Annotated in this window: 21 protein-coding genes; 6 read left to right on the top strand and 15 right to left on the bottom strand. The window is 60.5% G+C overall.

Going from position 1 to position 22829, the window contains the following annotated elements:
* Positions 1 to 141: 141 nt before the first annotated feature.
* Genes FFR93_RS09090 through FFR93_RS09110 form a run of 5 tightly spaced genes read right to left on the bottom strand, consistent with a single transcriptional unit; the run spans position 142 to position 5599 of the window.
* A complete protein-coding gene (locus FFR93_RS09090) occupies positions 142 to 1137 on the bottom strand; it encodes an oligopeptide/dipeptide ABC transporter ATP-binding protein (RefSeq protein ID WP_064705803.1) in 996 nt (331 codons plus the stop codon).
* Positions 1130 to 2131 (bottom strand): ABC transporter ATP-binding protein, encoded by a 1002-nt coding sequence (locus FFR93_RS09095; RefSeq protein WP_064711446.1) that lies wholly within the window; start codon positions 2129 to 2131, stop codon positions 1130 to 1132. The genes FFR93_RS09090 and FFR93_RS09095 overlap by 8 nt, the downstream gene beginning before the upstream one ends.
* A 1-nt stretch (position 2132) precedes the next feature.
* Entirely contained in the window at positions 2133 to 3050 is a 918-nt protein-coding gene (locus FFR93_RS09100; RefSeq protein ID WP_064705801.1) for an ABC transporter permease subunit, read from the bottom strand.
* Complete coding sequence (locus FFR93_RS09105) at positions 3047 to 3970, bottom strand: ABC transporter permease subunit (protein WP_064695802.1); 924 nt, start codon at positions 3968 to 3970, stop codon at positions 3047 to 3049. The genes FFR93_RS09100 and FFR93_RS09105 overlap by 4 nt, the downstream gene beginning before the upstream one ends.
* A gap of 48 nt (positions 3971 to 4018) precedes the next feature.
* A complete protein-coding gene (locus FFR93_RS09110) occupies positions 4019 to 5599 on the bottom strand; it encodes a peptide ABC transporter substrate-binding protein (RefSeq protein ID WP_064705800.1) in 1581 nt (526 codons plus the stop codon).
* Between the two features lie 286 nt (positions 5600 to 5885).
* On the opposite strand from FFR93_RS09110, the gene FFR93_RS09115 reads away from it, so the two are divergent.
* Positions 5886 to 7622: an alpha-glucosidase gene (locus FFR93_RS09115; RefSeq protein WP_138392991.1), complete on the top strand. Its 1737-nt coding sequence runs from the start codon at positions 5886 to 5888 to the stop codon at positions 7620 to 7622.
* A gap of 37 nt (positions 7623 to 7659) precedes the next feature.
* On the opposite strand, the gene ade is transcribed toward FFR93_RS09115, so the two are convergent.
* On the bottom strand, positions 7660 to 9357 hold the full coding sequence (gene ade / locus FFR93_RS09120) for an adenine deaminase (RefSeq protein ID WP_138392992.1): 1698 nt from the start codon (positions 9355 to 9357) through the stop codon (positions 7660 to 7662).
* 144 nt (positions 9358 to 9501) lie between these two features.
* Between ade and FFR93_RS09125 the strand changes: the two genes are divergently transcribed.
* On the top strand, positions 9502 to 9807 hold the full coding sequence (locus tag FFR93_RS09125) for a hypothetical protein (protein ID WP_138392994.1): 306 nt from the start codon (positions 9502 to 9504) through the stop codon (positions 9805 to 9807).
* A gap of 58 nt (positions 9808 to 9865) precedes the next feature.
* On the opposite strand, the gene FFR93_RS09130 is transcribed toward FFR93_RS09125, so the two are convergent.
* Entirely contained in the window at positions 9866 to 10969 is a 1104-nt protein-coding gene (locus FFR93_RS09130; protein WP_138392996.1) for a branched-chain amino acid ABC transporter substrate-binding protein, read from the bottom strand.
* A 459-nt stretch (positions 10970 to 11428) separates the two neighbouring features.
* On the opposite strand from FFR93_RS09130, the gene FFR93_RS09135 reads away from it, so the two are divergent.
* Entirely contained in the window at positions 11429 to 12343 is a 915-nt protein-coding gene (locus tag FFR93_RS09135; RefSeq protein WP_138392998.1) for an HD-GYP domain-containing protein, read from the top strand.
* Between the two features lie 83 nt (positions 12344 to 12426).
* On the opposite strand, the gene FFR93_RS09140 is transcribed toward FFR93_RS09135, so the two are convergent.
* The 6 genes from FFR93_RS09140 to FFR93_RS09165 form a co-directional block, all read right to left on the bottom strand.
* Complete coding sequence (locus tag FFR93_RS09140) at positions 12427 to 13752, bottom strand: aspartate aminotransferase family protein (RefSeq protein WP_138392999.1); 1326 nt, start codon at positions 13750 to 13752, stop codon at positions 12427 to 12429.
* Between the two features lie 330 nt (positions 13753 to 14082).
* Positions 14083 to 14400: a metalloregulator ArsR/SmtB family transcription factor gene (locus FFR93_RS09145; RefSeq protein ID WP_064684394.1), complete on the bottom strand. Its 318-nt coding sequence runs from the start codon at positions 14398 to 14400 to the stop codon at positions 14083 to 14085.
* Positions 14401 to 14509: 109 nt separating this feature from the next.
* Positions 14510 to 15259, bottom strand: a complete 750-nt coding sequence (locus FFR93_RS09150; protein ID WP_138393000.1) for a pyridoxamine 5'-phosphate oxidase family protein — start codon at positions 15257 to 15259, stop codon at positions 14510 to 14512.
* A 31-nt stretch (positions 15260 to 15290) separates the two neighbouring features.
* Positions 15291 to 16343 (bottom strand): choline ABC transporter ATP-binding protein, encoded by a 1053-nt coding sequence (choV, locus tag FFR93_RS09155; protein ID WP_064711448.1) that lies wholly within the window; start codon positions 16341 to 16343, stop codon positions 15291 to 15293.
* Positions 16340 to 17185 (bottom strand): choline ABC transporter permease subunit, encoded by an 846-nt coding sequence (choW, locus tag FFR93_RS09160; protein WP_064705792.1) that lies wholly within the window; start codon positions 17183 to 17185, stop codon positions 16340 to 16342. The genes choV and choW overlap by 4 nt, the downstream gene beginning before the upstream one ends.
* 72 nt (positions 17186 to 17257) lie before the next feature.
* Positions 17258 to 18214, bottom strand: a complete 957-nt coding sequence (locus tag FFR93_RS09165; RefSeq protein ID WP_138393002.1) for a choline ABC transporter substrate-binding protein — start codon at positions 18212 to 18214, stop codon at positions 17258 to 17260.
* 235 nt (positions 18215 to 18449) lie between these two features.
* On the opposite strand from FFR93_RS09165, the gene FFR93_RS09170 reads away from it, so the two are divergent.
* From FFR93_RS09170 to FFR93_RS09180, 3 genes are all read left to right on the top strand, one after another.
* Positions 18450 to 19058 carry a thymidine kinase gene (locus FFR93_RS09170; protein WP_138393004.1) on the top strand — a complete coding sequence of 203 codons (609 nt, stop codon included), beginning with the start codon at positions 18450 to 18452 and terminating at the stop codon, positions 19056 to 19058.
* Between the two features lie 65 nt (positions 19059 to 19123).
* Positions 19124 to 20197, top strand: coding sequence for a hypothetical protein (locus FFR93_RS09175; protein WP_138393005.1), 1074 nt, complete (start codon positions 19124 to 19126; stop codon positions 20195 to 20197).
* Positions 20198 to 20431: 234 nt separating this feature from the next.
* Entirely contained in the window at positions 20432 to 21562 is a 1131-nt protein-coding gene (locus tag FFR93_RS09180; protein WP_138393007.1) for a DUF2333 family protein, read from the top strand.
* 21 nt (positions 21563 to 21583) lie between these two features.
* On the opposite strand, the gene FFR93_RS09185 is transcribed toward FFR93_RS09180, so the two are convergent.
* Positions 21584 to 22045 carry a PAS domain-containing protein gene (locus tag FFR93_RS09185; protein ID WP_064705787.1) on the bottom strand — a complete coding sequence of 154 codons (462 nt, stop codon included), beginning with the start codon at positions 22043 to 22045 and terminating at the stop codon, positions 21584 to 21586.
* A 46-nt stretch (positions 22046 to 22091) separates the two neighbouring features.
* Positions 22092 to 22817 (bottom strand): LuxR family transcriptional regulator, encoded by a 726-nt coding sequence (locus FFR93_RS09190; protein WP_138393009.1) that lies wholly within the window; start codon positions 22815 to 22817, stop codon positions 22092 to 22094.
* Positions 22818 to 22829: the final 12 nt, after the last annotated feature.

A 22829-nucleotide genomic window follows, 5' to 3' on the forward strand; every position in this document is an offset into this window, starting at 1 on the left:
CCTGGCCCATGATTAGGCGGAAACGGGATAGCATATGCTCCTATAAATCTTTCTTATCGTGGACTTTAGATTCCAAAATAGCCCTATTAAACATGGCGATGCTGGACCCCGGAAGAAAGTGAAGGCCGCGTCAGGCGGCCATCATTCCATTGATGGCCTGTCCATATGATAGCAGGCGGCCTTCTGGCCGGGGCGGACTTCCTCGATCGGCGGCATTTCCGTGCGACAGATATCGGTGGCCTTCCAACAACGGGGTGAGAAGACGCAGCCTTTCGGCGGGTTGAGCGGCGAGGGTGGATCACCCTGCAGCCGGATGCGGGTACGCAGCCGCGCGAGCTTCGGGTCCGGGATCGGGGCTGCGGAAAAGAGCGCCTGCGTATAGGGGTGGGCGGGATGATCGAAGACAGTGGCGCAGTCGCCAGATTCCACCACACGGCCGAGATAGAGCACCAGTACATCGTCCGAGATCAGGCGCACGACGGAAAGGTCGTGACTGATGAAGATCAGCGTCAGGCCGAATTCCTTGCGCAGCTTGCGCAGGAGCGTGATCACCTGGCCCTGGATCGAGACGTCGAGGGCCGATACCGGCTCGTCGCAGATGATGAGCTTCGGTCTGGTGATGACGGCGCGGGCAATGCCGATGCGCTGCGCCTGGCCGCCCGAGAACTCATGCGGATAGCGGTTGATCATCTCCGGCACCAGGCCGACGGCGCCCATGATCTGACGTACGCGTTCGGTGCGCTCGGCCTTCGAAAGCTTCGGCTCGAAGACGGTGAGGGGCTCGGCGATGATGTCTCCGACCGTCATGCGCGGGTCGAGCGAAGCGATCGGATCCTGAAAGATGATCTGCATGTCGCGGCGCGCCGCGCGCATTTCCTCCTCCGTGAGGTCGAGAAGATTGCGGCCCTGCCAGAGAATCCGGCCCTTCTGCGATTTCAAAAGCCGTAGGATGGAGCGGCCGAGCGTCGACTTGCCGCAACCGGATTCACCGACGACACCGAGCGTGCGGCCTTCGGCGAGATCGAAGCTGACATTGTTGACGGCGGTGAGGAAGACCGGCGGCTTGAAGAAGCCTTTTGCCGGAAGTTCGAACTGGGTCGTCAGGTTTTCGACCCTCAGCAGCGACCGATCAGCCATGGTTCAACAACTCCTCACGACGCGGGAAGGGATGGTAGCAGGCGGCGCAGTGGCGCGGCGCCAGCGTTTCGAGCGGCGGCGGACGGTCGATGCAATCGTCCTGGACCTGCGAACAGCGCGGCGAAAAATTGCAACCCTTCGGCAGGTGCTGCAGGTTGGGCGGGCGCCCGGGAATAACGACGAGGTCGTCGACATCTTGGTCGGGCCGCGGGATAGAGGCATGCAACGCCGCCGTATAGGGATGGGCCGGATTGTCGAAGAGCTCGTCGACGGGCGCCTCCTCGACGATGCGGCCGGCATACATGACGGCGACGCGGTCGGCGAGGCCGGCAACGACGCCCAGATCGTGGGTGATCATGACAAGCGCCGTGTTCATCTCCGCCGTCAGGTCGTTGAAAAGGTCGAGGATCTGCGCCTGGATGGTGACATCGAGTGCGGTCGTCGGCTCGTCGGCAATCAGGAGCTTCGGCTTGGTGAGCAGCGCCATGGCGATGACGATGCGCTGGCGCATGCCGCCTGACAGTTCGTGCGGATAAAGATGGAATCGCCGCGTCGGATCGGGGATGCCGACGCGTTTGAGCATGTCGAGGGCAGCGTCCGATGCGGCACGCGCCGTCAGGCCGCGGTGAACCTCCAGCTGTTCGGTCAGCTGTCGGGAAATTTTCAGCGATGGGTTCAAGGCGGTCATCGGGTCCTGGAAGACCATGGCCATGTCCTTGCCGCGGATCTGATCGAGCTCGCGCGGTTTCAGCGACAGCACGTCCTTGCCTTCGAGCAGCGCCTGTCCCGCCGTCCTGCCGTTCTTGGCGAGCAGGCCCATGATGCCGAGGAAGGTCTGGCTCTTGCCGGAGCCGGACTCGCCGACGATGGCGATGCGCTCGCCGCGCCGGACCGTGAGGTTCATGTTGGAGACCGCCTTCACCTCGCCGTCCGGCGTTTCGAAGGCGATGGAGTAGTCCTTGAGTTCGAGCAGGATGTCTTTTTCTTGAAGCATTCTATCGATCCTTCGGGTCGAAGGCGTCGCGCAGGCCGTCGCCGATGAAGAGCAGGCTGAGCAGCAGGGCGACGAGGAAACTTGCCGGGAAGATCAGCAGCCAGGGCATGCTTTCCATGGCGTCGGTTCCCTCGGCGATCAGCGTGCCGAGCGAGGTCAGCGGTTCCTGGACGCCGAAGCCGAGATAGGACAGGAAACTTTCGGTGGCGATGATTTCAGGCACCGTCAGCGCCGCAAAAATGACCACCGGGCCGACGAGGTTCGGGATGATGTGCTTGACGATGATCTTGAACGGCCGCTGCCCGGAAGCACGCGCCGCCTCGATGAATTCGCGATGCTTGATCGACAGCGTCTGCCCGCGGACGATGCGGGCCATGGTCAGCCACTCCAGCGCGCCAATAGCGGCAAACAGCAGATAGACGTTGCGACCGAAGATAACCATCAGCAGGATGACGAAGAGGATGTAGGGAAGGGCATACATGATATCGACGAAGCGCATCATGATCGCATCCAGCCTGCCACCGATATAGCCAGATATCGCGCCGTAGAGCACGCCGATCAAGACGGACACGACGGTTGCCGTCAGCGCCACGGCAAGCGAGACGCGGGTGCCGTAGAGGACGCGGGCAAGGAGGTCGCGGCCGTTCGGGTCGGTGCCGAAATAATGGCCGGTCTCGATCGAGGGCGGGATGCGGAAGGCCGCCCAATCCGGGTCCTCGTAGTTGAAGGGGATGAACCAAGGGCCGAGAAAGGCGGCGAGGATCAGGAGCCCCAGGACGGCAATCGACAGCACGGCGGCCTTGTTGCGTCCGAGGCGGCGCAGCGCATCCCTGGTGAGCGAACGGCCTTCGGGCGCCAGCCCTTCCGCCTGCAGAAGCTCCTCTGTGAGCAGCTCGCGTTTTGCGGGGTTGAGGATCATCGGTTTCTCACTTTCGGGTCGAGCCAGGCATAGGCGATATCGACGAGAAGGTTCAGGAACACGATCAGTACCATGTAGAAGATGACCGTCCCGAGAACCATGCCGTAATCGCGGTTCAGGGCTGCGTTGACGAAATAGCGGCCGATGCCGGGCAATCCGAAGATGCTTTCGACAACCAGCGAGCCGGTGAGAAGGTAGCTTGCCGCAGGACCCAGATAGGAAACGACCGGCATCATGGCGGGTTTCAGCGCGTGGCGCATCACCGTCAGCCGTGGACCGATGCCCTTGGCCTTGGCGGTGCGGATGAAGTTCTGGTTCATCACCTCGATCATCGAACCGCGGGTGATGCGCGAGATGCGGCCTGCATGCGGCAGGGCCAGAACGACGATCGGCAGGATCAGGAATTTGATCGATCCGTCACCCCAGCCGCCAACGGGAAACCAGGCGAGGTGAATGCCGAAGATGAGCTGGAGGATCGGCGCGATCAGGAAGTTGGGCAAGACGACGCCGACCAGGATGAGCGCACCGAGAATGTAATCGGGCGCCTTGTTCTGGTAGAGCGCCCCAAGACAGCCGACGCCTACACCGACGATGATGGCAATCAGGAAGGCAGCCGTGCCAATGGTGAAGGTATAGGGCAGGCCGATCATGATTTGCTGGGCGACGGTGAAATCCTCGCTGGCGAAGGAGGGGCCGAGATCGCCCCGCAGCAGGTCGCCGACATAGATCAGGTATTGCTGGATCAGCGGCTTGTCGAGGTTGTAGTGAGCCGCAAGGTTTTTCAGGATCACCGGCGGCAATGGCCTTTCGCCATCAAACGGGCCGCCGGGGGCAAGGCGCAAAACAAAAAAGCAGGCTGTGACGGCGATCCACAGAACGGGGATCGTCGATAGCAGGCGACGGAGGGCGTATCTGATCATGGTCTTGGGCCGGTCCTTCCCGCGAGCGGCGGGAAGGACCGTTTTCCCTTACTCTTTCATCGACAGCCAGCGCGTGCGGTGGATGTCCTGGATGTTGTCGACGAAGCCTTCGATCTTCGGCGAAACGACGTTCTTCGAGACATAGTAATAGATCGGCAGGGCTGCGGACTCATCAAGCGCCAGCTGTTCGGCCTTCTTGAAGATTTCGGCGCGCTTGGTGAGATCCGTCTGAGCGTTGCCGTCCTTGATCAGCTTGTCATATTCAGGATTGGACCAGCGGCCGTAATTCATCTGCACGCCTGTCACCAGGAGGTTCAGAAAGTTGTCCGGATCGTTGTAATCGGCGAGCCAGCCGGCACGGCCGATCTCCACCTGGCCACGCTGCATCTGGTCGTAATGCACCTTGGTTTCGGCGTTGACGAGCTCAACATTGACACCGAGCGGCTTCCACATGGAAGCGATCGCCACGGCGATGCGCTTGTGGTTGTCGTTGGTGTTGTAGCTTAGGACCGCTTGGAGCGGCTTGTCCGGGCCGAAGCCAGCTTCGGCGAGCAGCTTCTTGGCCTCGGCGACCTTCTCGTTATAGGGCAGGTCCTTCCAGCTGACATAGGCCGGCTCGCCATAATTCGCCGTGCCCGGTGGGACCCAGGAATAGGCCGGCAGTTCGCCAGTGCCGAGGATCTGCGGGCCGATGACTTCGCGGTTGATCGCCATCGACAGCGCCTGGCGTACACGCTTGTCGCTGAAGGGCGGCTTCTGCGAGTTGACGACATAATAATAGAGGCCGGAGAAGGGGGCGACATGCGCCTGGCCCGGCAGGTTCTTCTTCATCCACTCGTACTGGTCGGTCGGGAAGTCGGTGAGGATATCGAACTCGCCGGCGCGGTAACGTTTCAGTGCAGCTTCCTGATCCTCGAGCACGAAGAACTTGGCGCCGTCGATCTTCAGGTCCTTGGTGCCGTACCACTGGTCATTCTTGACGGTCGTGACATGTGAGCCCGGAACCCACTCGGTCGGCTTGTAGGGACCGTTGGTGACGATGTTGCCGATCTTGACCCAATCCTGGCCCTTCGCCTCAACGACATGCTTCGGCAGCGGATAGGCCGTGTAGTGCATCAGGGCGTTGATGAAATAGGGGGTCGGATTTTCCAGAGTGATTTCGAGCGTCTTGTCGTCGATCGCCTTGACGCCGAGCTGGTTGAGATCGGTGATCTCGCCCTTGCTGATCTTTTCGGCGTTCTTGATGGTGAACTGCAGGTAGGCGTAGTCGGCAGCGTTCTTCGGGTCGACGAGGCGCTGGAAGGCGAAGACGAAGTCTCCTGCCGTTACCGGCTGGCCATCGGACCACTTGATGCCGTCGCGAAGCTTGAAGGTGTAGACCTTGCCATCCGGCGAAATGGTCCAGCTTTCAGCCTGGCCGGGGATCGGATTGTCCATCGCATCCTCGGTGACGAGGCCTTCGAAAATGTCGCCGGCGATACGATTCTCCCAGTCGCCAGAGAGCTTTTGCGGATCGAGCGATTGCGGATCGCCACCATTGTGGATGTTGAGCGTAGCCGCGTGCGCCGAAAATGCCAGCAATGTGCCAAACATTGCGGAGGCGAGAAATTTTTTCGTGAACTGGTTCATGTTGGGTCCACCTTTCTAGGCTTTTCGCCTTTATTAGACATTTGTTCCCAGATCTTTGACCTCTTACGTGCAGGTCAGCGCGCACCTTATCGCAAAGGCTTTGCGTTGCAACCCCAAATCCAGAGGCCGGTTTTCGGTTGTGGACAAGCCTATATACGTCTTCCTCTTGTTGCATCGCGACCAAGCGTCGCGGCGGTTTCTGTTCCATTCATACAGCCACGCGTGGTTGTCTTTTGTTTCGTCCGCTTTAGTGTGTCGAGCGCAAACGAGGCAGGAGATGTAGCCGATGGCATTGCAGGCAGGCGGGAATGCGGACTGGTGGCGCGGCGCGGTAATCTATCAGGTTTATCCGCGTTCGTTTCAGGACACCAACAGCGACGGGCTCGGCGACCTCAAGGGAATTACCCGGCGGCTGCAACATATCGCCAGCCTCGGCGTCGATGCCATCTGGCTCTCACCCTTCTTCAAGTCTCCCATGGCCGACATGGGCTACGACGTTTCCGATTATTGCGACGTCGACCCAATTTTTGGCACGCTGGCCGATTTCGACGAGATGATGGCCGAGGCGCACAGGCTCGGCATCAAAGTGATCATCGACCAGGTGATCTCGCACACTTCCGACCGCCATCCCTGGTTCATTGAAAGCCGGTCGAACCGGACCAATCCGAAGGCGGACTGGTATGTCTGGGCCGATCCGAAGCCTGATGGTACGGCGCCAAACAACTGGCTGTCGATATTCGGCGGGCCTGGCTGGGAATGGGACGGCGTGCGCCGGCAATATTACCAGCACAATTTCCTGACCTCGCAGCCCGATCTCAATTTCCACTGCAACGAAGTGCAGGACGCGGTGCTGGAAACGGTGAAGTTCTGGCTCGGCCGCGGCGTCGACGGCTTCCGGTTGGACACGGTCAATTATTATTTTTGCGACAAGCAGCTCCGAAGCAATCCCCCGCATGAGCCCGATGCCAGTGACGGGGGCCTTGATGCGCCCGACACCAACCCCTATGGTATGCAAAACCACCTTTACGACAAGACGCAGCCGGAGAATATCGGCTTCCTCAAGCGTTTCCGCGCGCTGCTCGACCGCTATGAGGACCGCACGACTGTCGGCGAAGTCGGCGACGGCGCACGTTCGCTAAAGACGGTGGCCGCCTATACGAGCGGCGACGACAAGCTGCACATGTGCTACACCTTCGATCTGCTGGGGCCGGATTTCACCGCCGCGCATATTCGCAGTTGCGTCGAGGCCTCCCAGAAGGTGGTCACCGACGGCTGGGTCTGCTGGGCCTTCTCCAATCACGACGTCATGCGCCATGTCAGCCGGTTCGCGCTGACGGAGGAGGAGCGGCCTGTTATCGCCAAGCTCGCGATCTCAGTACTTGCGGCTCTGCGCGGTTCGATCTGCCTTTATCAAGGCGAGGAGCTTGGATTGCCGGAAGCGGAGCTTGCCTTCGAGGATCTGCGGGATCCCTACGGCATCCGGTTCTGGCCGGCCTTCAAGGGCCGCGACGGATGCCGCACCCCGATGCCCTGGGAAGCCGGCAAGGCGCATGCGGGCTTCACCTCGGGCGAAAAGAGCTGGCTGCCGGTTCCCTACGAGCAGGCAGCACTCTCCGTCGACACGCAGGAGGACAGCGACAGCTCTGTCCTGCATCACTATCGCCGGACGCTCGCATTCCGGAAGAGCCGCCCGGCGCTCATCGACGGCGAGATGACCTTCGTCGGCACAAACCAGGACCTGCTCGCCTTTACCCGCGAAAAGGGCGGAGAGAAACTGCTGTTCGTTTTCAACCTGACGCGCAAACCGGCGGAATTCCGTCTGCCCGACGGCATGGCGCTCGGGGAGCCGCTCGCTATGCCGGGGTTTGAGGCGGTTGCAGGAGCAGGGCCGGTGAGGCTTGCGGCGCTGGATGGGTTCTGTGCGCGGGTTTCGGCAGGCGGCGCGAGCGGGATTGTTCTATCGAAGCTGCTCGACAAGGTATCCGATGCGGAGCCGGTCGAAGGCGACGAAGGTTGGCGATAGATCGAGGCTCGTTGACCTGCCGCGTCCACGAGGCTTGTCACTCGATCAGCGCGAACCTGTCCACGTCGACCATGCCGCGGTCGGAAATCTTCAGGTGCGGGATGACGGGCAGCGGCAGAAAGGCAAGCTGGAGGAATGGCTCTTCCAGTGTGGCGCCGAGCGCGAAGGCGGCCTTGCGCAGATGGTGCAGCGTGTCGCGCACGGTTTCGTACGGCTCGATGCTCATCAGGCCGGCGACGGGAAGGGCGATTTCGCCGGTGATGTTGCCGTCCTCGACGACGACGAAACCGCCCTTGATCTCGCCGAGGCGGTTTGCGGCGCGCGCCATGTCGTCCTCATTGACCCCGATGACGCAGATATTGTGGCTGTCGTGGCCGACCGTGGAGGCGATCGCACCCTTCTTCAGCCCGAAGCCCTGGACGAAGCCGTTGGCATGATTGCCGTTCTTGCCGTGACGCTCGATGACCGCGACCTTGATGATGTCGTTGGCAAGATCAACCGTTGTCTCGTTACCTCTGGCCGGCAGGCGGTAGCGGCGATGCTCAGTGATGATCTTGCCCGGCAGGACGCCAATGACCGATGTTTCACCCTCGGCGACGGGGACTCCGAAATGGGCGGCGTTGACCGTTCGGGCCTTGACGCTGTCGAGGCCGATCGGGGCGACCGGTTTGCGCGTGGCAAAGAGCGTGTCAGTGACATGGCGGCCGGCGGAAAAGACCATCTCGGCGCGGCAGCTCTGCAGGCTGTCGAGAATGACGAGATCGGCGCGCCAGCCTGGCGCAACCAGACCGCGGTCCCTGAGGCCGAAGGCGCGGGCGGCCGAGATCGAGGCGGCGCGGTAGATGGCCAGGGGCTCGACGCCCTTGGCGATCGCCGTGCGGATCATATGATCGAGATGGCCCTGTTCGGCAATATCGAGCGGGTTGCGGTCGTCGGTGCAGAGCGCGAGGTAAGGCGAAAGCCGCTCGGTGATGATGGGGATCAGCGCGGCGAGGTCCTTGGAGACCGAGCCCTCGCGTACCAGGATGTGCATGCCCTTGCGGATCTTTTCCAGCGCCTCGGCGGCGCTCGTGCACTCATGCTCAGTGCGTATGCCGGCCGCGAGATAGCCGTTGAGGTCGTTGCCGGAAAGAAGCGGCGCGTGGCCATCGATATGGACGCCCTGGAAGGCGTCAAGTTTGGCCATGCAAACGGGATCCTTATGGATCACCCCGGGGAAATTCATGAACTCGGCAAGGCCGATCACCTTCGGGTGATCGCGGAAGGGCAGGAGGCGCTCGATCGGCAGGTCGGCGCCCGCAGTTTCGAGATGCGTTGCCGGCACGCAGGAGGAGAGCTGGACACGGATGTCCATGATTGTCTCCAGCGCGGATTCAAGGAAGAATTCGATGCCCTCGGTGCCGAGAACATTTGCGATCTCATGCGGATCGCAGATGGCGGTGGTGACGCCGTAGGGCAGGACGCAGCGGTCGAATTCATGCGGGGTCACGAGCGAGGACTCGATGTGCAGATGTGTGTCGATGAAGCCCGGAACGACAGTTCTGCCTGATATGTCGATTTCGACTTCGCCCTCATAATTGCCTGAAGTACCGACGATGCGGTCGGCGCCGATGGCGATGTCGGAGTGGACGATTTCGCCGGTAACGAGATCGAAGAAGCTACCGCCCTTCAGCACGATGTCGGCGGGCACGCGGCCCACACCCTGGTCGATAAGACGTTCGAGCTTGGTGGTCATGAACTGGCACCCCTTCGCTGATTTCTGCCGCTGCTGTGAGAAGCGCGGAAAAATTCTTTGGTATTTCCGGCCGCTTCCGACTTGACCATGGCAATGCTAGTGAAGCCAGAATACAGATGCTAATTCCCAACTCAAGGTCATGATATGAAAGCAATTATTTCGGCTGCCTGTGCGGCTGTTCTTTTGTTGAGCGGTTGCGAAACAACGAAGACCACGCAAAATTCGGTTACCTTCAAGACTGACAAATACAGAAGGGTCACCAGCGTCATCCTCGCAAAGCCGTCTGGAAGCGAGGTTATGGATGCGAGCCTCAAGCGTGCTGTCCTTACCCGTTTCCATACGATTGTTCCAAGACCTCTACCCAACAGAACCTATACCCAGCCATTGGTTCTCGTTACACCCACCACGCTGGAGGATTACACGCGCGGTGATCTGAAGAAGACAAACTGACACCCAATACAAATCGGGCGCCGAAAGGCGCCCGATCCTGTTTCACGAGGTTCGTGAACTACTCGGCAGCGACGATTTTGCCGCCTTCCCACTTGTACAGCGAGAAGCTCTGCGAGGTCAGGTCGCCGGTCTCGCCGTAGGTGAGCTTGCCGATGGCGGTCGGAACCTCCATGCCGCCCTTCAGAGCGGCCGCGACGGCTTCGGCATCCTCGGCGCTGCCGGCCTTTTCGATGCCGGCTTTCAAAACTTCAACAGCGGCGTAGGCGTTGAGCGTAAAGGCCTCGGCCGGAATGTTCTTGGCGGCAAGCGCTTCTGCGGCAGCCTTGGAGTCCGGGTTCTTGGTGGCATCGGAAGCATTGGTGAACAGCGTTCCTGCCGCTGCATCCGTACCGATCGCCCAGAACTCGGTGTTCGAGAGACCATCGCCGCCGATGATCATCGCGTTGGCGGAAAGATCGTGCAGCTGGCGGGCGAGCAGGCCGCCCTCGGGGTGGTAGCCGCCGAAGTAGACGATGTCGACCTTTTCGGACTTGATGCGGGTGGTGAGCGCGCCGAAATCCTTGTCGCCGGGGGTGATGGCGTCATTGACGACTTCGGTGACGCCGCCGGCATTGAGCGTCGCCTTGAAGGCATCGGCAAGACCCTTGCCGTAGGCGCCCTTGTCGTTGACGATAGCGATGCGCTTGTCCTTGAAATTCTTCAGCACGTGTTTGGCGGCGACTTCGGCCTGCTGGTCGTCGCGGCCGCAAGTGCGCAGCACGTTGGTGAGGCCGCGCTTGGTGAGGTCGGGGGCCGTGGCGGTCGGGGTGACCATCAGCACACCATTTTCAGCCAGAACGTCCGAAACCGGGATCGCAACGCCCGATGTTACTGGTCCGACGACGAAGCGGATGCCGTCGCCGACAACCTTGTTGGCGGCGGAAACGCCCTGCTTCGGTTCGCCGGCATCGTCGGCCAGTTCGAGGACGACTTTCTCGCCGAGGATTCCGCCCTTCTTGTTGATCTCGTCGACGGCGGTCTGAGCGCCGTTCTTCACCTGATCGCCATAGGCGGCGACGGGACCGGTCAGCGGCGCGATGAGGCCGATGGTGATATCGGCATGGGCAAGGGGCGCAAAGGCGAGTGACGCGACGAGGGTCGCCGTCAATGTCTTGAGGGTCATTGTCTGTCTCCTTGGATGGGGTCGTCGACCCGCGATGATGTGCCGCGCCGGCTTTCCCGATCATTCAACAGCCCTCAGGGGCCGTGCCAAGGACGATCGGTAACGGTGCGATCAGCGAGCCCGCCGGCCATGTTTGACTCGGGAAGGGCTCATGGCAAGATTTCTAGAAATTTTGATGAGATTGCGCAAGTTCATAACAAAACGCAGGGAAAATTCGGCCGATCCGGCCGAAAGCTCGCCAAGGGCGGATCATTTTTCGACATTTCTCCGGGATTTCCTGATGCGAGCTGGCGGACGGTTTTCCGCCAGATAAATCGCATCCATAAGGTTGTCTTTAGCTTTCCAATTAACCGTTGGTTTGGCCAGTGGCAGTAACATCCCGCGATATCAAACTGCCGCAGCATTGAAAAAGAGAACTATACAACAAATACATAGACCTATCGGGAAACAGAGATCTGGATGCTGAAGCGTATCGACGCCGGTCAGGTGCGTATCGGAATGTTTGTGGAGGCTATCGAGGGCCTGTGGCAGGATCCGTTGTTATCGAGGCGCAGGTTTTCCCTGCTGCGTGAGGTCGATGCCGCAAAAATTCGCAAATGCGGCACCGCCAGCGTCGTCATCAATACCAGCAAGGGGCTCGATACCAACGGCCTCCCGGGCCGTGACATCGAGATCGACATCCAGGCCGCGTGCGAGGCCGTTCAGAAATCCGTACGGTTATTGGAAGAGGCTTTCGCGAGGCTGCGGAACGGCGAGGGCTTCAGCATCGATCACGTGGCGCCTGTGATCTCGTTCGTCTCCAAGTCGATGGATGAGAACCCCGCAGTTTTCCTGAGCGTCACGCGTCTGAAATCAAAAGATGAAGTGACCTTCCTGCATTCCATTTCGGTGAGCGCGCTGATGATCCTTTTCAGCCGCCATCTCGCACTCGACGAGCATACGATTCAGACGCTCGGCACGGCTGGTTTGCTGCACGATGTGGGCAAGCTCGAAGTTCCGCTTGAGGTGCTGAACAAGACGGGGCCCCTGGAACAGGACGAGATCGGCTTGCTTCGGGGCCATCCGGAGAAGGGGCACGCGATGCTGTCGCTGCAGGAGGGCATGCCGGAGATCGTTCTCGACGTTTGCCTCAATCATCACGAGCGCATTGACGGTAAAGGCTATCCGCGCCGGTTGTCCGGCAGCGAAGTGAGCCTTCACACGCGGATGGCGACTATCTGCGATGTCTATGACGCCATCACTTCCGTGCGGCCATATAAGGCGCCGTGGAGTGCCAGCCAGGCACTGAAATGGATGTTCAGCGCCGAGGGGCATTTTGATCGCCAACTCCTGAAAAAATTCGCCCTCTGCCTTTCCGTCGCCTCTGTGAGCTGAGGTTTTTGCATCTTTAGTCAAGACGAAAAAAACCGCGAGACCATTGGTCACCGCGGGTCTGAGCGGAAATCCCGAGAGCGTCTTCAGATATTATTCTGCAGGATGGTTCGCAGCTTGCCGAAGAGCTCGTCAATGTGCTGCTTTTCGATGATCAGCGGCGGGGAGAGCGCGATGATGTCGCCGGTGGTGCGGATCAGAAGCCCGCTCTCATAGGCCTTCAGGAAAGCGGTGAAGGCGCGCTTCGTCGGCTCGCCGGCGATCGGATTGAGTTCAATTGCGCCGATCAGGCCGGTGTTCCTGATGTCGATGACGTTGGGGCAGTCCCTGAGCGAATGCAGCGCGTCGGCCCAATAGTCGGAAAGCTCGGCGGCGCGGGTGAGCAGACCTTCTTCCTTGTAGGTGTCGAGCGTGGCGAGGGCTGCGGCGGAAGCGATCGGGTTCCCCGAATAGGTATAGCCGTGGAAGAACTCGATCATGTGCTCCGGGCCGTTCATGAAGGCGTCATGGATCTCTGAGGTAACGAATACGGCGCCCATCGGGATGACGCCGTTGGTCAGCCCCTTTGCGGTCGTGATCATGTCGGGCTTGACGTCGTAATATTGCGCGGCGAAGGGGGCGCCGAGACGGCCGAAGCCGGTGATGACTTCGTCGAAGATCAGAAGGATGCCGTGTTTGGTGCAGATTTCGCGCAGCTTCTGCAGGTAGCCCTTCGGTGGAATCAGGACGCCCGTGGAGCCCGCCACCGGCTCGATAATGACGGCTGCGATGGTGGAGGCGTCATGCAGCGTGACGATGCGCTCGAGTTCGGTGGCGATGTCGCCGCCATGCTCAGGCTCGCCGCGGGTGAAGTTGTTCTTGCCGGGCTGGTGGGTGTGCGGCATGTGATCGACGCCGGTCAGAAGCGTGCCGAACATCTTGCGGTTGGCGACGATGCCGCCGACGGAGATGCCGCCGAAATTGACGCCATGATAGCCGCGCTCGCGACCGATCAGGCGGAAGCGAGAACCGTTGCCCTTCACTCGGTGATAGGCGAGCGCCACCTTGAGCGCGGTCTCGACGGATTCGGAGCCGGAATTGGTGTAGAGGACGTGGTTCATGCCTTCCGGAGCGATATCGACCAGGCGGTTCGCCAGTTCGAAGGCCTTGGGATGGCCAAGCTGGAAGGCCGGCGCGTAATCGAGTTCACCCGCCTGTTCCCGGATCGCCTCGGTGATCTTCGGACGGCAGTGGCCGGCGTTGACGCACCACAGGCCCGCCGTGCCGTCCAACACCTGACGGCCGTCATGGGTGGTATAATACATGTCCTTGGCGCCAACGAACAACCGCGGCTCCTTCTTGAACTGGCGATTTGCCGTAAAGGGCATCCAGAAGGCACGAAGATCGTTCGGCGCATTGAGGCGGTTGGACATGCTGTTCTCCTGGCCGTTGACGGCCCGTTCCCGCGGGCTTATCGCCCGAATTTTTACTGCCCGGTCAAATTATCAGGGCTTCTCAACGCGTCAACGAGAAAAGTCCGAAGACGCTTCGTTCGGTTCAGCATCGGGAGTTGCGTCGCGGCAAAGTAGGCGGTCGGGGCTGGCGGCGGTATCTGGTCATAATGAACTCACGCAAAGGCACGACCGGCAAATCGCGAGATTTGCCGGTCGTTTGGCTTCGAGGTTCAGGTGCCGAAAAAGGTTGCCGATGCTTCCGGGACATTCCCCGCCTCGGCACCGCCCAACTTTATGTCAGCGCTATCATCAGGCTGCGGATCTACTTCTGCTCGGAACGAGGTAGATGTCTTCGAGCGTCGCCAGAATCTTCATGACCGGCTCGGATGTGCTCGAATAGTAGATGGTTTGGGCGTCGCGGCGGGTCTTGACCAGCTTCTGCGCACGCAGCTTCGAAAGGTGCTGTGAAAGAGCCGACTGACTGAGGCCAACTTGTGTGGCAAGCACGCCGACGGCGACTTCGCCCTTCACCAGGCTGCACAGGATCAGCAATCTCTTGGGGTTGGCCATGGCTGACAATAGTGCTGCCGCCACATTCGTGTGGTCAGCCAAATCCGGGGTTTCCATAATGTTATCTTCCTAATGCGAAACGTACATCATCTATTTGGCAAAAGCCGTCTGCCGGAGCCGGCGGCCGAAACTAGCAACTGGGCTCGAAGATTGTATATACCTAAATTTAAGGTATCGAGTATGCTATTTTAGATATGTTTGAACAAATGTGATCGGAATCCACAGCCAGAGTTTCGAATTCGTGTCGCACCAAAAAGTCGCCCGAAGTGATCTCGAAACCCGCTGGATCGATGCCGCAGATGCGCCAAGAGGCCGATTCCGGGGCTTTTAGGCGCACTGCGAGGACGTCCGCCACGTCGGGATGGCGTCCTATTAAATCTCGCACTGTTTCGGCCGCTTTGGCGGCGACCTCCTCGTTTGCGGGCGACTGGATGATGAGATCCCTTCCGTCGAGATAGTAGGCGCGGCCGAAGCCGCCGTTTAGGCTCGCCTGCTCCGGTTTGAGACGGAAGAAGAGGAAATCGGGGAAATCGATATAGAGTTTTGCCTTGGGATGGCGATCGAGAAAACGCGTGCGAATGCGCTCGTGGAACTGATGACCACGCTCAACTGGTTGCGCCGTACATTGGGTCGTCAGCCGACTATGGGCGAGCGGATCGCCCTTGCCTGGCTCGCCGGTCAGCAGCGAGGCACGCGGGTCTCTTATGAGCGCCTTCGTGTGCGCCGAAAGCTTCGAAACGAGAATGACGGGGGCGCCGTCGATATCGGTGGCGAGGAGGACGCGGCTGGCGAAGGGAAAACCGGTCCCGGGATCGAGAACCGCAATCGCCGCGTGCCGTGCCGAGCGCAACAGCACGCGGGCGAGTTTGCGGGCCTCATCATCGGTTTCGCGTACAGGCGAGGGCTGATCTTTCATATCCGCTTTGTGACAAAGCGGATTGAAAACATCAAGCATCCTCCTTGCGGCGATGGCGAGTAAGGCCGGCGACGATATCCTGGGCGGTGATGGTGCCGATGACCGCGCCGTTTTCCACGATGCCGATGCTGCCCGGCTGGCGGGCGAGGACGTCGAGGACATCGACGAGCGGGGTCGCGGCGCGGGCCGTGGCGCTGACGCTCATGCCGGCGGCCGTCTGGCCGAGGCCGGGCTGCATGACGTCGGCGGCAGTCAGCATGTTGATCGGATTGAGGTTCTGCACGAAGTCGGCGACATATTGGTCGGCAGGATTCTTCACGATGTCGTGCGGCGTTCCACACTGTATGATCCGGCCGCCCTCCATGATGGCGATGCGGTTGCCGATGCGGAAGGCCTCGTCGAGATCGTGGCTGACAAAGAGAATGGTCTTCTTCAGCCGCCGCTGGAACTCCAGGAGCTCGTCCTGCAGCCGGGTGCGGATCAAGGGATCGAGCGCCGAGAAAGGCTCGTCCATCAGCAGGATCGGTGCGCCAGTGGCAAAGGCGCGGGCAAGACCGACACGCTGCTGCATGCCGCCTGACAGTTCGTTGACCTTGCGGTCGGCCCATTTCGTCAGGTTGACGAGCTCGAGCTGCTCGCCGACGCGGACCTTTCGTTCGGCCTCCGGCATGCCGGCAAGCTCGAGGCCGAAGCCGACATTCTCGGCGACGGTGCGCCAGGGCAGCAGCGCGAACTGCTGGAACACCATGGAAACGGTGTGGGTGCGCAGGTCGCGGAGGGCTTTGGCATTGCATCTATAGGGGTTGACGGGACCAGTGGATGTCGACACCGAGACGTCGCCGCGCACTACGGGGGCGAGCCCGTTGACGGCGCGCAGCAGCGTCGACTTACCGGAACCGGAAAGGCCCATCAGCACGAGGATCTCGCCTTCCTCGATCGTCAGCGAGGCATTGGCGACGCCGAGCACCAGGCCGGTCGCGGCGCCGATCTCGTCACGCGTTTTGCCCTGGTCGGCCATGGCAAGCGCGGTTTCCGGCCGGTCGCCGAAGATGATGCTGACATTTTTGAAGCTAACCGCGGTCATGCGCCATCTCCTTCATCCGCCGTGCGGAACATGCGGTCGAGAATGATCGCCAGGATGACGATGCAGAGACCGGCTTCGAAGCCTTTGGCGACGTTGACGGTATTCAGTGCGCGCACGACAGGCACGCCAAGACCATCGGCGCCGACGAGGGCGGCGATGACCACCATAGACAGCGACAGCATGATGGTCTGGGTGAGGCCCGCCATGATCTGCGGCGCGGCGAAGGGAAGCTCGACTTTGCGCAGCACCTGCATTGGCCTGGCGCCGAAGGCAACCGCGGCTTCGACGAGGGATGGCGGGGTCGAAATGATGCCGAGGCGCGTCAGCCGGATGGGGGCTGGGATGGCGAAAATGACGGTCGCGATCAGGCCCGGCACCATGCCGAGGCCGAAGAGGATTAGCGCCGGAATCAGATAGACGAATGTCGGAATGGTTTGCATCAGATCGAGCGCCGGGCGCATCGCGGCATAGACCCAGGCGCGGCGGGCCGCTGCAATGCCGAGCGGAATGCCGATCACCATACTGACGAAAGTGGAGGCGAGCACGAGAGCGAGCGTCTCCGTCGTTTCCTTCCAGTAGCCCTGATTCATGATGAGCAGCAGGCCAAGGCAGGTAAAGAGGGTGACCGCGATCGACCGGCGCAGCCAGAAGGCGATGGCGGCGATGGCGGCGATGACGATCAGCGGGTGAGGCTTCTGCAGCACGAAGAGCAGGCCGTCGATGACGTGCGACAGCAGGGAGGCGAGCTGGTCGAAGAACCAGGCGCCGTTCGAGGTGAGCCAATCCACGAAGGACTTGGCCCCGGGGCCAATGGGAATCTTAAAGTCGGTGATCCAATTCAAGGGGCGCGCCTATCCGAAAAAATCAACTATGGACAAAATGAAAAGGGGCGGCGAGCCGCCCCGTTCACATTATCAAAGGCCAAGGCTGGTCTTGGCAGCGGCCAGCGCGTCGCCCTTGCCGTCGCGGGTCTTGACGCCCGCAAGCCAAGGCTCGAGGGCGGAAGGATTCGCCTTCAGCCATTCGGTCGCCGCGGCCTCGGGCTCCTTGCCGTCGTTGAGGATCTTGCCCATGATCTGGTTCTCCATGTCGAGGGAGAAGATCAGGTTCTTCAGCATCGCGCCGACATTCGGGCATTCGTCGAGATAGCCGGCGCGAACATTCGTGTAGACCTTGGCGCCGCCAAAATCGGGACCGAAGACGTCGTCGCCGCCTGTCAGATAGGTCAGCTTGAAGTTGGTGTTCATCGGATGGGGTTCCCAACCGAGGAAGACCACGGGCTTGCCGGCTTTTTCGGCACGCGCGACCTGGGCGAGCATGCCTTGTTCGGAGGATTCGACGACTTCCATATCCTTCAGGCCGAAGGTGTTCTTTTCGATCAAGTCCATGACGAGGCGGTTGCCGTCATTGCCGGGCTCAATGCCATAGATCTTGCCGTCGAGATCGTCCTTATGGGCGGCGATGTCCTTGAAGTCCTTGATGCCGAGCTCGGCGCCCTTGGCATTGGTTGCGAGCGTGTACTTGGCGCCGACGAGGTTGGGGCCGAAGGATTCGACCGATTTGTCGTCGATATAGGGGCGAACGTCCTTTTCCTGTGTCGGCATCCAGTTGCCGAGGAAGACGTCGATATCCTTGTTCTTCAGCGACGTATAGGTGACCGGCACCGAAAGAACCTTGACGTCGGTCTGATAGCCGATGCTCTTCAGGACGACAGATGCGGTGGCGGTGGTGGCGGTGATGTCGGTCCAACCGACATCGGAGAAGCGGACGGTGGAGCAGCTGTCGGGATCCGCGGCGAAGGCGGCGGTCGCAATGGAAAGCGCAGCGACGGCAGTTGCGGTGACGAGTTTGAATGTGCTTGTTGTTTTCATTTTAGACTCCCAGTCTTTAGGTCCCCAAGCCAATCACCAATAACCCAGTTTGACAAGCGACCTCAGTGCGTTTGCGTCGTATCGGAGGGTACGATTGCGACGTTTGCGATTTTTCCGAGGCACCCAGTTTTCGACGCTTTCGACGGATTCCAGACGGTGAATTCCTGTGATTATTGCCATTACGGGGGTTTTCTTTGCCGATCCGAGCTTTCAATAACCGATCAAGGAGACTCGGATGGCAAAGCTCTATTTCAACTACTCGACGATGAATGCCGGCAAATCGACGATGCTGCTGCAGGCCTCCTATAATTACCAGGAGCGCGGCATGCGCACGGTCCAGTTGATCGCCGCGTTCGACGAGCGGGCCGGCCGGGGTGTCATCGGTTCCCGGATTGGGCTGGAGGCAAGCGCCATTCCCTTCGAACCGGACGAGGATCTGTTCCGGCTGATCATGACGCTGGGCAGCGAAGGGGCGCCGATCTCCTGCGTCTTCGTGGACGAAGCGCATTTCATGACGCCTCTCCATGTCTGGCAGCTTGCCCGCGTCGTCGACCGACTCGGCGTTCCCGTCATGGTCTACGGGCTGCGGACCGATTTTCAGGGCAAGCTTTTTCCGGCGTCTCAGGAACTTCTGGCAATCGCCGATGAAATGCGAGAGGTGCGCACGATCTGCCATTGCGGCCGTAAGGCGACAATGGTGGTGCGGCTGGACGCGCAGGGAAAGGTGCTGCACGAAGGCGCGCAGATCGATGTCGGCGGCAATGAGAAATATGTTTCTCTCTGCCGCAGGCACTGGGACGACGAAATGAACGGGCCCTGGATCGCCGAGCCGGGAGGCCGGTGACGCGGCCGGTTTTCTTCGGCGCCGCAAGCGGCTAGCTTGGGCAGAAGATTCTCCGGAGGGATCAGGTGCGCAAAGCCCCGCCATTCGACAACCAGTACGAAGCCGCAGGCGGTCTTGCCGAGAAGATCGAGGCCGACGGGGCTTATTGCGCGGGCTGCATCCGCAGCTATGACAGCGATGAAAAACATTCGGCCGACGAGATGTTCCTCGAGCAGAATACCCGCTTCCAGGCCCATATCGCCGATGGCGCGGCTCTCGATGCGTTGCTCGCAGGGTTGGTCTTCACATTGGACCGGATGACGGCGGAGGTTTCGGGGGATCTCGACAGTTTCCGCGGATTGACGCTTCGCGAGAAAATGGCCGGTTGGACGTCGCGCCAGCGGATGTGGCGCATGTATACCGAACGCGTGCGCGAGGCGCCTGTCATCGAGCGGCTGCTCGACCTCCTGGCGAAATCGGACGCGCTCGCCAGGCTGATCGCTAGCCAGCGCAGTTCAATCGTCGAACGCCACAAGATAGCCGAACGCGGTCTCGTGGACATCGTCGAGCAACGGCGCCGGCTGGTCGATTCCATCGATATCGCCCGTCTGAAGATGAAGGAGCTCAACGCCAAGGCGCTGACGACGCAGGGTCGTATCGGCGTCTATGGCAACAGGGCGCATTGGGAGCAGATGGAGGCAGAGCGGCGGGCGCTGAAGGCGGAGGCCGAACGCATTTCCGCGGAGGAGCACGAGATGCGGGACGACAGCCAGCGGCGCGAGCGCTTCATCGGCCTGTTTCAGGCCTTCGTCGATTCGCTGAATGGCCGCATCGGTTCCTGCAACGTGTTGCTGCGCAAGCTGATGATCGACGTCGAGGAGCGGCTGATCATCTATCAGGCGCAGGTCGATACCGACCGGCCGGGCATGAAGGTCAGGATTAAGCCGGAACTCTTCCCCGATATCGCCGCACCGATCAGGCTGTTCGAGAAGGGCATGCTGGTCGCCCAGGATCTGGAGCGGCGCAAGAGCCGAGCCGACCTCGACGTCGCCGCGAAGTTTCCGGCTTATGCCGAGCTGGCGCCGGAAACGTCGGGAGCGCCGCTCATCGACACGGCGCGCAGATCCTTCCGCTTCAGGCTGCCATTCCTGCGTTCCTAATCCGCGACGGGAGCGCTCCGCGCTGCTTTCATTCGTAAAAATCGAGGGCTCGTGTTGTGCTCGGCCTACCGAGCGCATATGTGGATGCAGCGGGGCGGGATGTCCTCCTGCATAATTCCTCAGATCGGAATCGATTTAAGGAATTATGCAGCAACTCAAAGTGCTGCAGCGTCCTTAGCGCGTCTTAAAAACGCGCGGCGCTGCAGTGTTCGCCTCACCTGACAGGAGACGACGATGCTTGACCGGATAGCCGGTTTTTTCAGGCTGATCGGCCAGACGATCGGCCGTTGGGCCCGCCTGTTTTTCGCCTGGGCCTTCTGGCCGTTTCTAGCCGCGCATGGCTGGTACCAGCGCCGGAGCTGGATGATCCGGCTGCCGATCATCGCATTCGTGGCGCTCTTCGTCGTGCTTTACGGCTATTTCTTCTGGCAGACACAGGTCTGGTCGAATTTCAACACCGCCTTCGTCGATCAATACAGGCTTTCGGAACGCAAGGTTCCCGCCGGGCAGGAACTGCCGGTCACCGAGGGGGCGAGTGCTGGGGCTGCCAAGACCTGCCAGCGCTCGGCCATCGTCGATGTCGCCGCTGACCTGACCGATTTCAACGTCGACCAGAATGCATGGATCTCCTCCATGCTGCTCTACAAGATGGGCTTCTTCGGCATCGACTGGGATCACACGCCTTTCCTGGACAACAAAGCTTCGTTCCAGCGTGGCATCAACCAGGCGGTTCGCCGGACTTCCGCGGAGCTTGTCGATACGCTCGGGCGCGTGCGTGGCACGTCGGGTATCAACAATGATCTGCAGAGCGCACGCGGCAACCTGCAGTTCGATGAATATAGCTGGTATTTCGGGCTCGATCCCTTCGGACTGAAGACGCCGACGCCTTCCTTCTACCGCACGGCCATAAGAGACCTGCGCAAATTCAACACAGATCTCGCTGCCTGCAATGCTATTTTCGACGGCCGCGCCGATAATCTGATGCAGTTCATCGACCGCATCGCCAACGATCTCGGCAGCACCTCCGACATGCTTGCCGAGCGTTCCGAGCATCACAATCGCGGCTGGTTCGATACGCGCGCCGACGACCGCTTCTGGTTCGCCTATGGCCAGCTCTACGCCTATTACGCCATCCTTACCGCTGCGCAGACGGATTTCTCGCAGGTCGTGCGGGAGCGTAATCTCGGCGCGATCTGGGGCGGGACCACCCGGCAGTTCCAGGCGGCATTGCGCATCCAGCCCGCGATCATCTCGAACGGCCGAGAGGATGGCTGGATCATGCCGAGCCACCTAGCCACTATGGGCTTCTATATTCTGAGGGTGCGCTCCAACCTCGTCGAAATCAGGTCGGTGCTCGATCGTTAAGAGCTGCGCGTCAGCGGGTGGTCAGCGGCGTGCCGTATGATCCTCGAAGCCGACGACGCGCAGCTTCTCGACGAATTCATAGGTGACGCCGACGATGCCGCCACCGCTCGCATCGTCACGGAAGCGGCCGATGCTGCGCACCAGTTTGTAGCCGCCAAGCCGATTGTCGACGCGGTAGACGAAATGGAAGCCGACTCCCTGGAGGCTTGCCTCCTCGAAGGTCTGGGCGATCAGGCCGCGATCTTCCGCGTGAATGCGCGACATCAGCTCGGTCAGATTGACCGGTCCGTCGCTATAGGGAAGGTCGAAGATCGCGTGCACATCCTCGCTTGCAAAGAAATGTCCAGTTTCGATGTCGATGCGCCAGAAGCCGAAAAGGCGATAGGCTGCAACCATCTGGACGATTTCCGCATCGGTGATACCGATATGGGCGCGAGACTGTTCTATCTTGTCGACGATGGGCTGTTCGAAGCGAAGAGACACGATTCCCCCAAGTCACGGGACGACGTGCTGACCCTCTTCTGATTCTTCAGCTGATCAGCTTCAATCGAATTGCTTTTGCTACCAACTGGGTGCGATTGACGCAATCGAGTTTTTTGATCGCGTTGGTCATATAGGCGTTCACCGTGTGATCGGAGAGCGTCAGGATCTGGCCGATCTCGATCGAGGTCTTGCCCTGTGCCGTCCAGCGCACGACTTCAAGTTCGCGAGCCGACAGCGCGTTGTGCGCGTTTTCCTCGTTGCGTCTGACCAAATTGTGTGCGTCGAGGGCGTGCAGGATGATGATGGCCAGCTCGTTTACCTCGCTCTGGCCAAGAGCGGCGCGCTCGCCACAGAACCAGAAGATCAGGCGCCGGCCATCGACTGCAATTGTCGGCATGGCGACACCCGCAGGTATCCCATAGCGCAGCATCAGGGCGCGTAGTTCGCCCGGAAAGGCCTGTCCATTGACGACGTCGTTGAGGTGCCAGGCCTGCGGCACGGCCGACTCCCGCAGCCGTACGCCGAAAGGGCAACCCCGCATCATGTTGGCGCGATCGAAATCCCTGACATAGGCGGCGGGAAGCGAGCTTTCGATCAGTAGCGGTTTCAGGAGGAGGTCCTCCGGCGACGGGGCGTGCATCAGCGTCGCATAGGACAGCCCGAAGGCGGCAGAGACTCTTGCGAGTGCTTGTGCAAACAGACCGCGCGTTCCTGCGACAGCAAGTTCCGCCGAAAGCAACGACTGTCTTTCAGAGGTGGTCATGTAAGACATTTGTACGCCTCC

This window comes from Rhizobium sp. MHM7A (assembly GCF_005862215.1).
GTDB lineage: Bacteria > Pseudomonadota > Alphaproteobacteria > Rhizobiales > Rhizobiaceae > Rhizobium > Rhizobium bangladeshense.

Excerpts from the sequence above, each read along its gene's own strand:
- FFR93_RS09090 (WP_064705803.1), bottom strand. The coding sequence starts at position 1,137 with ATGGCTGATCGGTCGCTGCTGAGGGTCGAAAACCTGACGACCCAGTTC.
- FFR93_RS09095 (WP_064711446.1), bottom strand. The coding sequence starts at position 2,131 with ATGCTTCAAGAAAAAGACATCCTGCTCGAACTCAAGGACTACTCCATC.
- FFR93_RS09100 (WP_064705801.1), bottom strand. The coding sequence starts at position 3,050 with ATGATCCTCAACCCCGCAAAACGCGAGCTGCTCACAGAGGAGCTTCTG.
- FFR93_RS09105 (WP_064695802.1), bottom strand. The coding sequence starts at position 3,970 with ATGATCAGATACGCCCTCCGTCGCCTGCTATCGACGATCCCCGTTCTG.
- FFR93_RS09110 (WP_064705800.1), bottom strand. The coding sequence starts at position 5,599 with ATGAACCAGTTCACGAAAAAATTTCTCGCCTCCGCAATGTTTGGCACA.
- FFR93_RS09115 (WP_138392991.1), top strand. The coding sequence starts at position 5,886 with ATGGCATTGCAGGCAGGCGGGAATGCGGACTGGTGGCGCGGCGCGGTA.
- ade (WP_138392992.1), bottom strand. The coding sequence starts at position 9,357 with ATGACCACCAAGCTCGAACGTCTTATCGACCAGGGTGTGGGCCGCGTG.
- FFR93_RS09125 (WP_138392994.1), top strand. The coding sequence starts at position 9,502 with ATGAAAGCAATTATTTCGGCTGCCTGTGCGGCTGTTCTTTTGTTGAGC.
- FFR93_RS09130 (WP_138392996.1), bottom strand. The coding sequence starts at position 10,969 with ATGACCCTCAAGACATTGACGGCGACCCTCGTCGCGTCACTCGCCTTT.
- FFR93_RS09135 (WP_138392998.1), top strand. The coding sequence starts at position 11,429 with ATGCTGAAGCGTATCGACGCCGGTCAGGTGCGTATCGGAATGTTTGTG.
- FFR93_RS09140 (WP_138392999.1), bottom strand. The coding sequence starts at position 13,752 with ATGTCCAACCGCCTCAATGCGCCGAACGATCTTCGTGCCTTCTGGATG.
- FFR93_RS09145 (WP_064684394.1), bottom strand. The coding sequence starts at position 14,400 with ATGGAAACCCCGGATTTGGCTGACCACACGAATGTGGCGGCAGCACTA.
- FFR93_RS09150 (WP_138393000.1), bottom strand. The coding sequence starts at position 15,259 with ATGAAAGATCAGCCCTCGCCTGTACGCGAAACCGATGATGAGGCCCGC.
- choV (WP_064711448.1), bottom strand. The coding sequence starts at position 16,343 with ATGACCGCGGTTAGCTTCAAAAATGTCAGCATCATCTTCGGCGACCGG.
- FFR93_RS09165 (WP_138393002.1), bottom strand. The coding sequence starts at position 18,214 with ATGAAAACAACAAGCACATTCAAACTCGTCACCGCAACTGCCGTCGCT.
- FFR93_RS09170 (WP_138393004.1), top strand. The coding sequence starts at position 18,450 with ATGGCAAAGCTCTATTTCAACTACTCGACGATGAATGCCGGCAAATCG.
- FFR93_RS09180 (WP_138393007.1), top strand. The coding sequence starts at position 20,432 with ATGCTTGACCGGATAGCCGGTTTTTTCAGGCTGATCGGCCAGACGATC.
- FFR93_RS09190 (WP_138393009.1), bottom strand. The coding sequence starts at position 22,817 with ATGTCTTACATGACCACCTCTGAAAGACAGTCGTTGCTTTCGGCGGAA.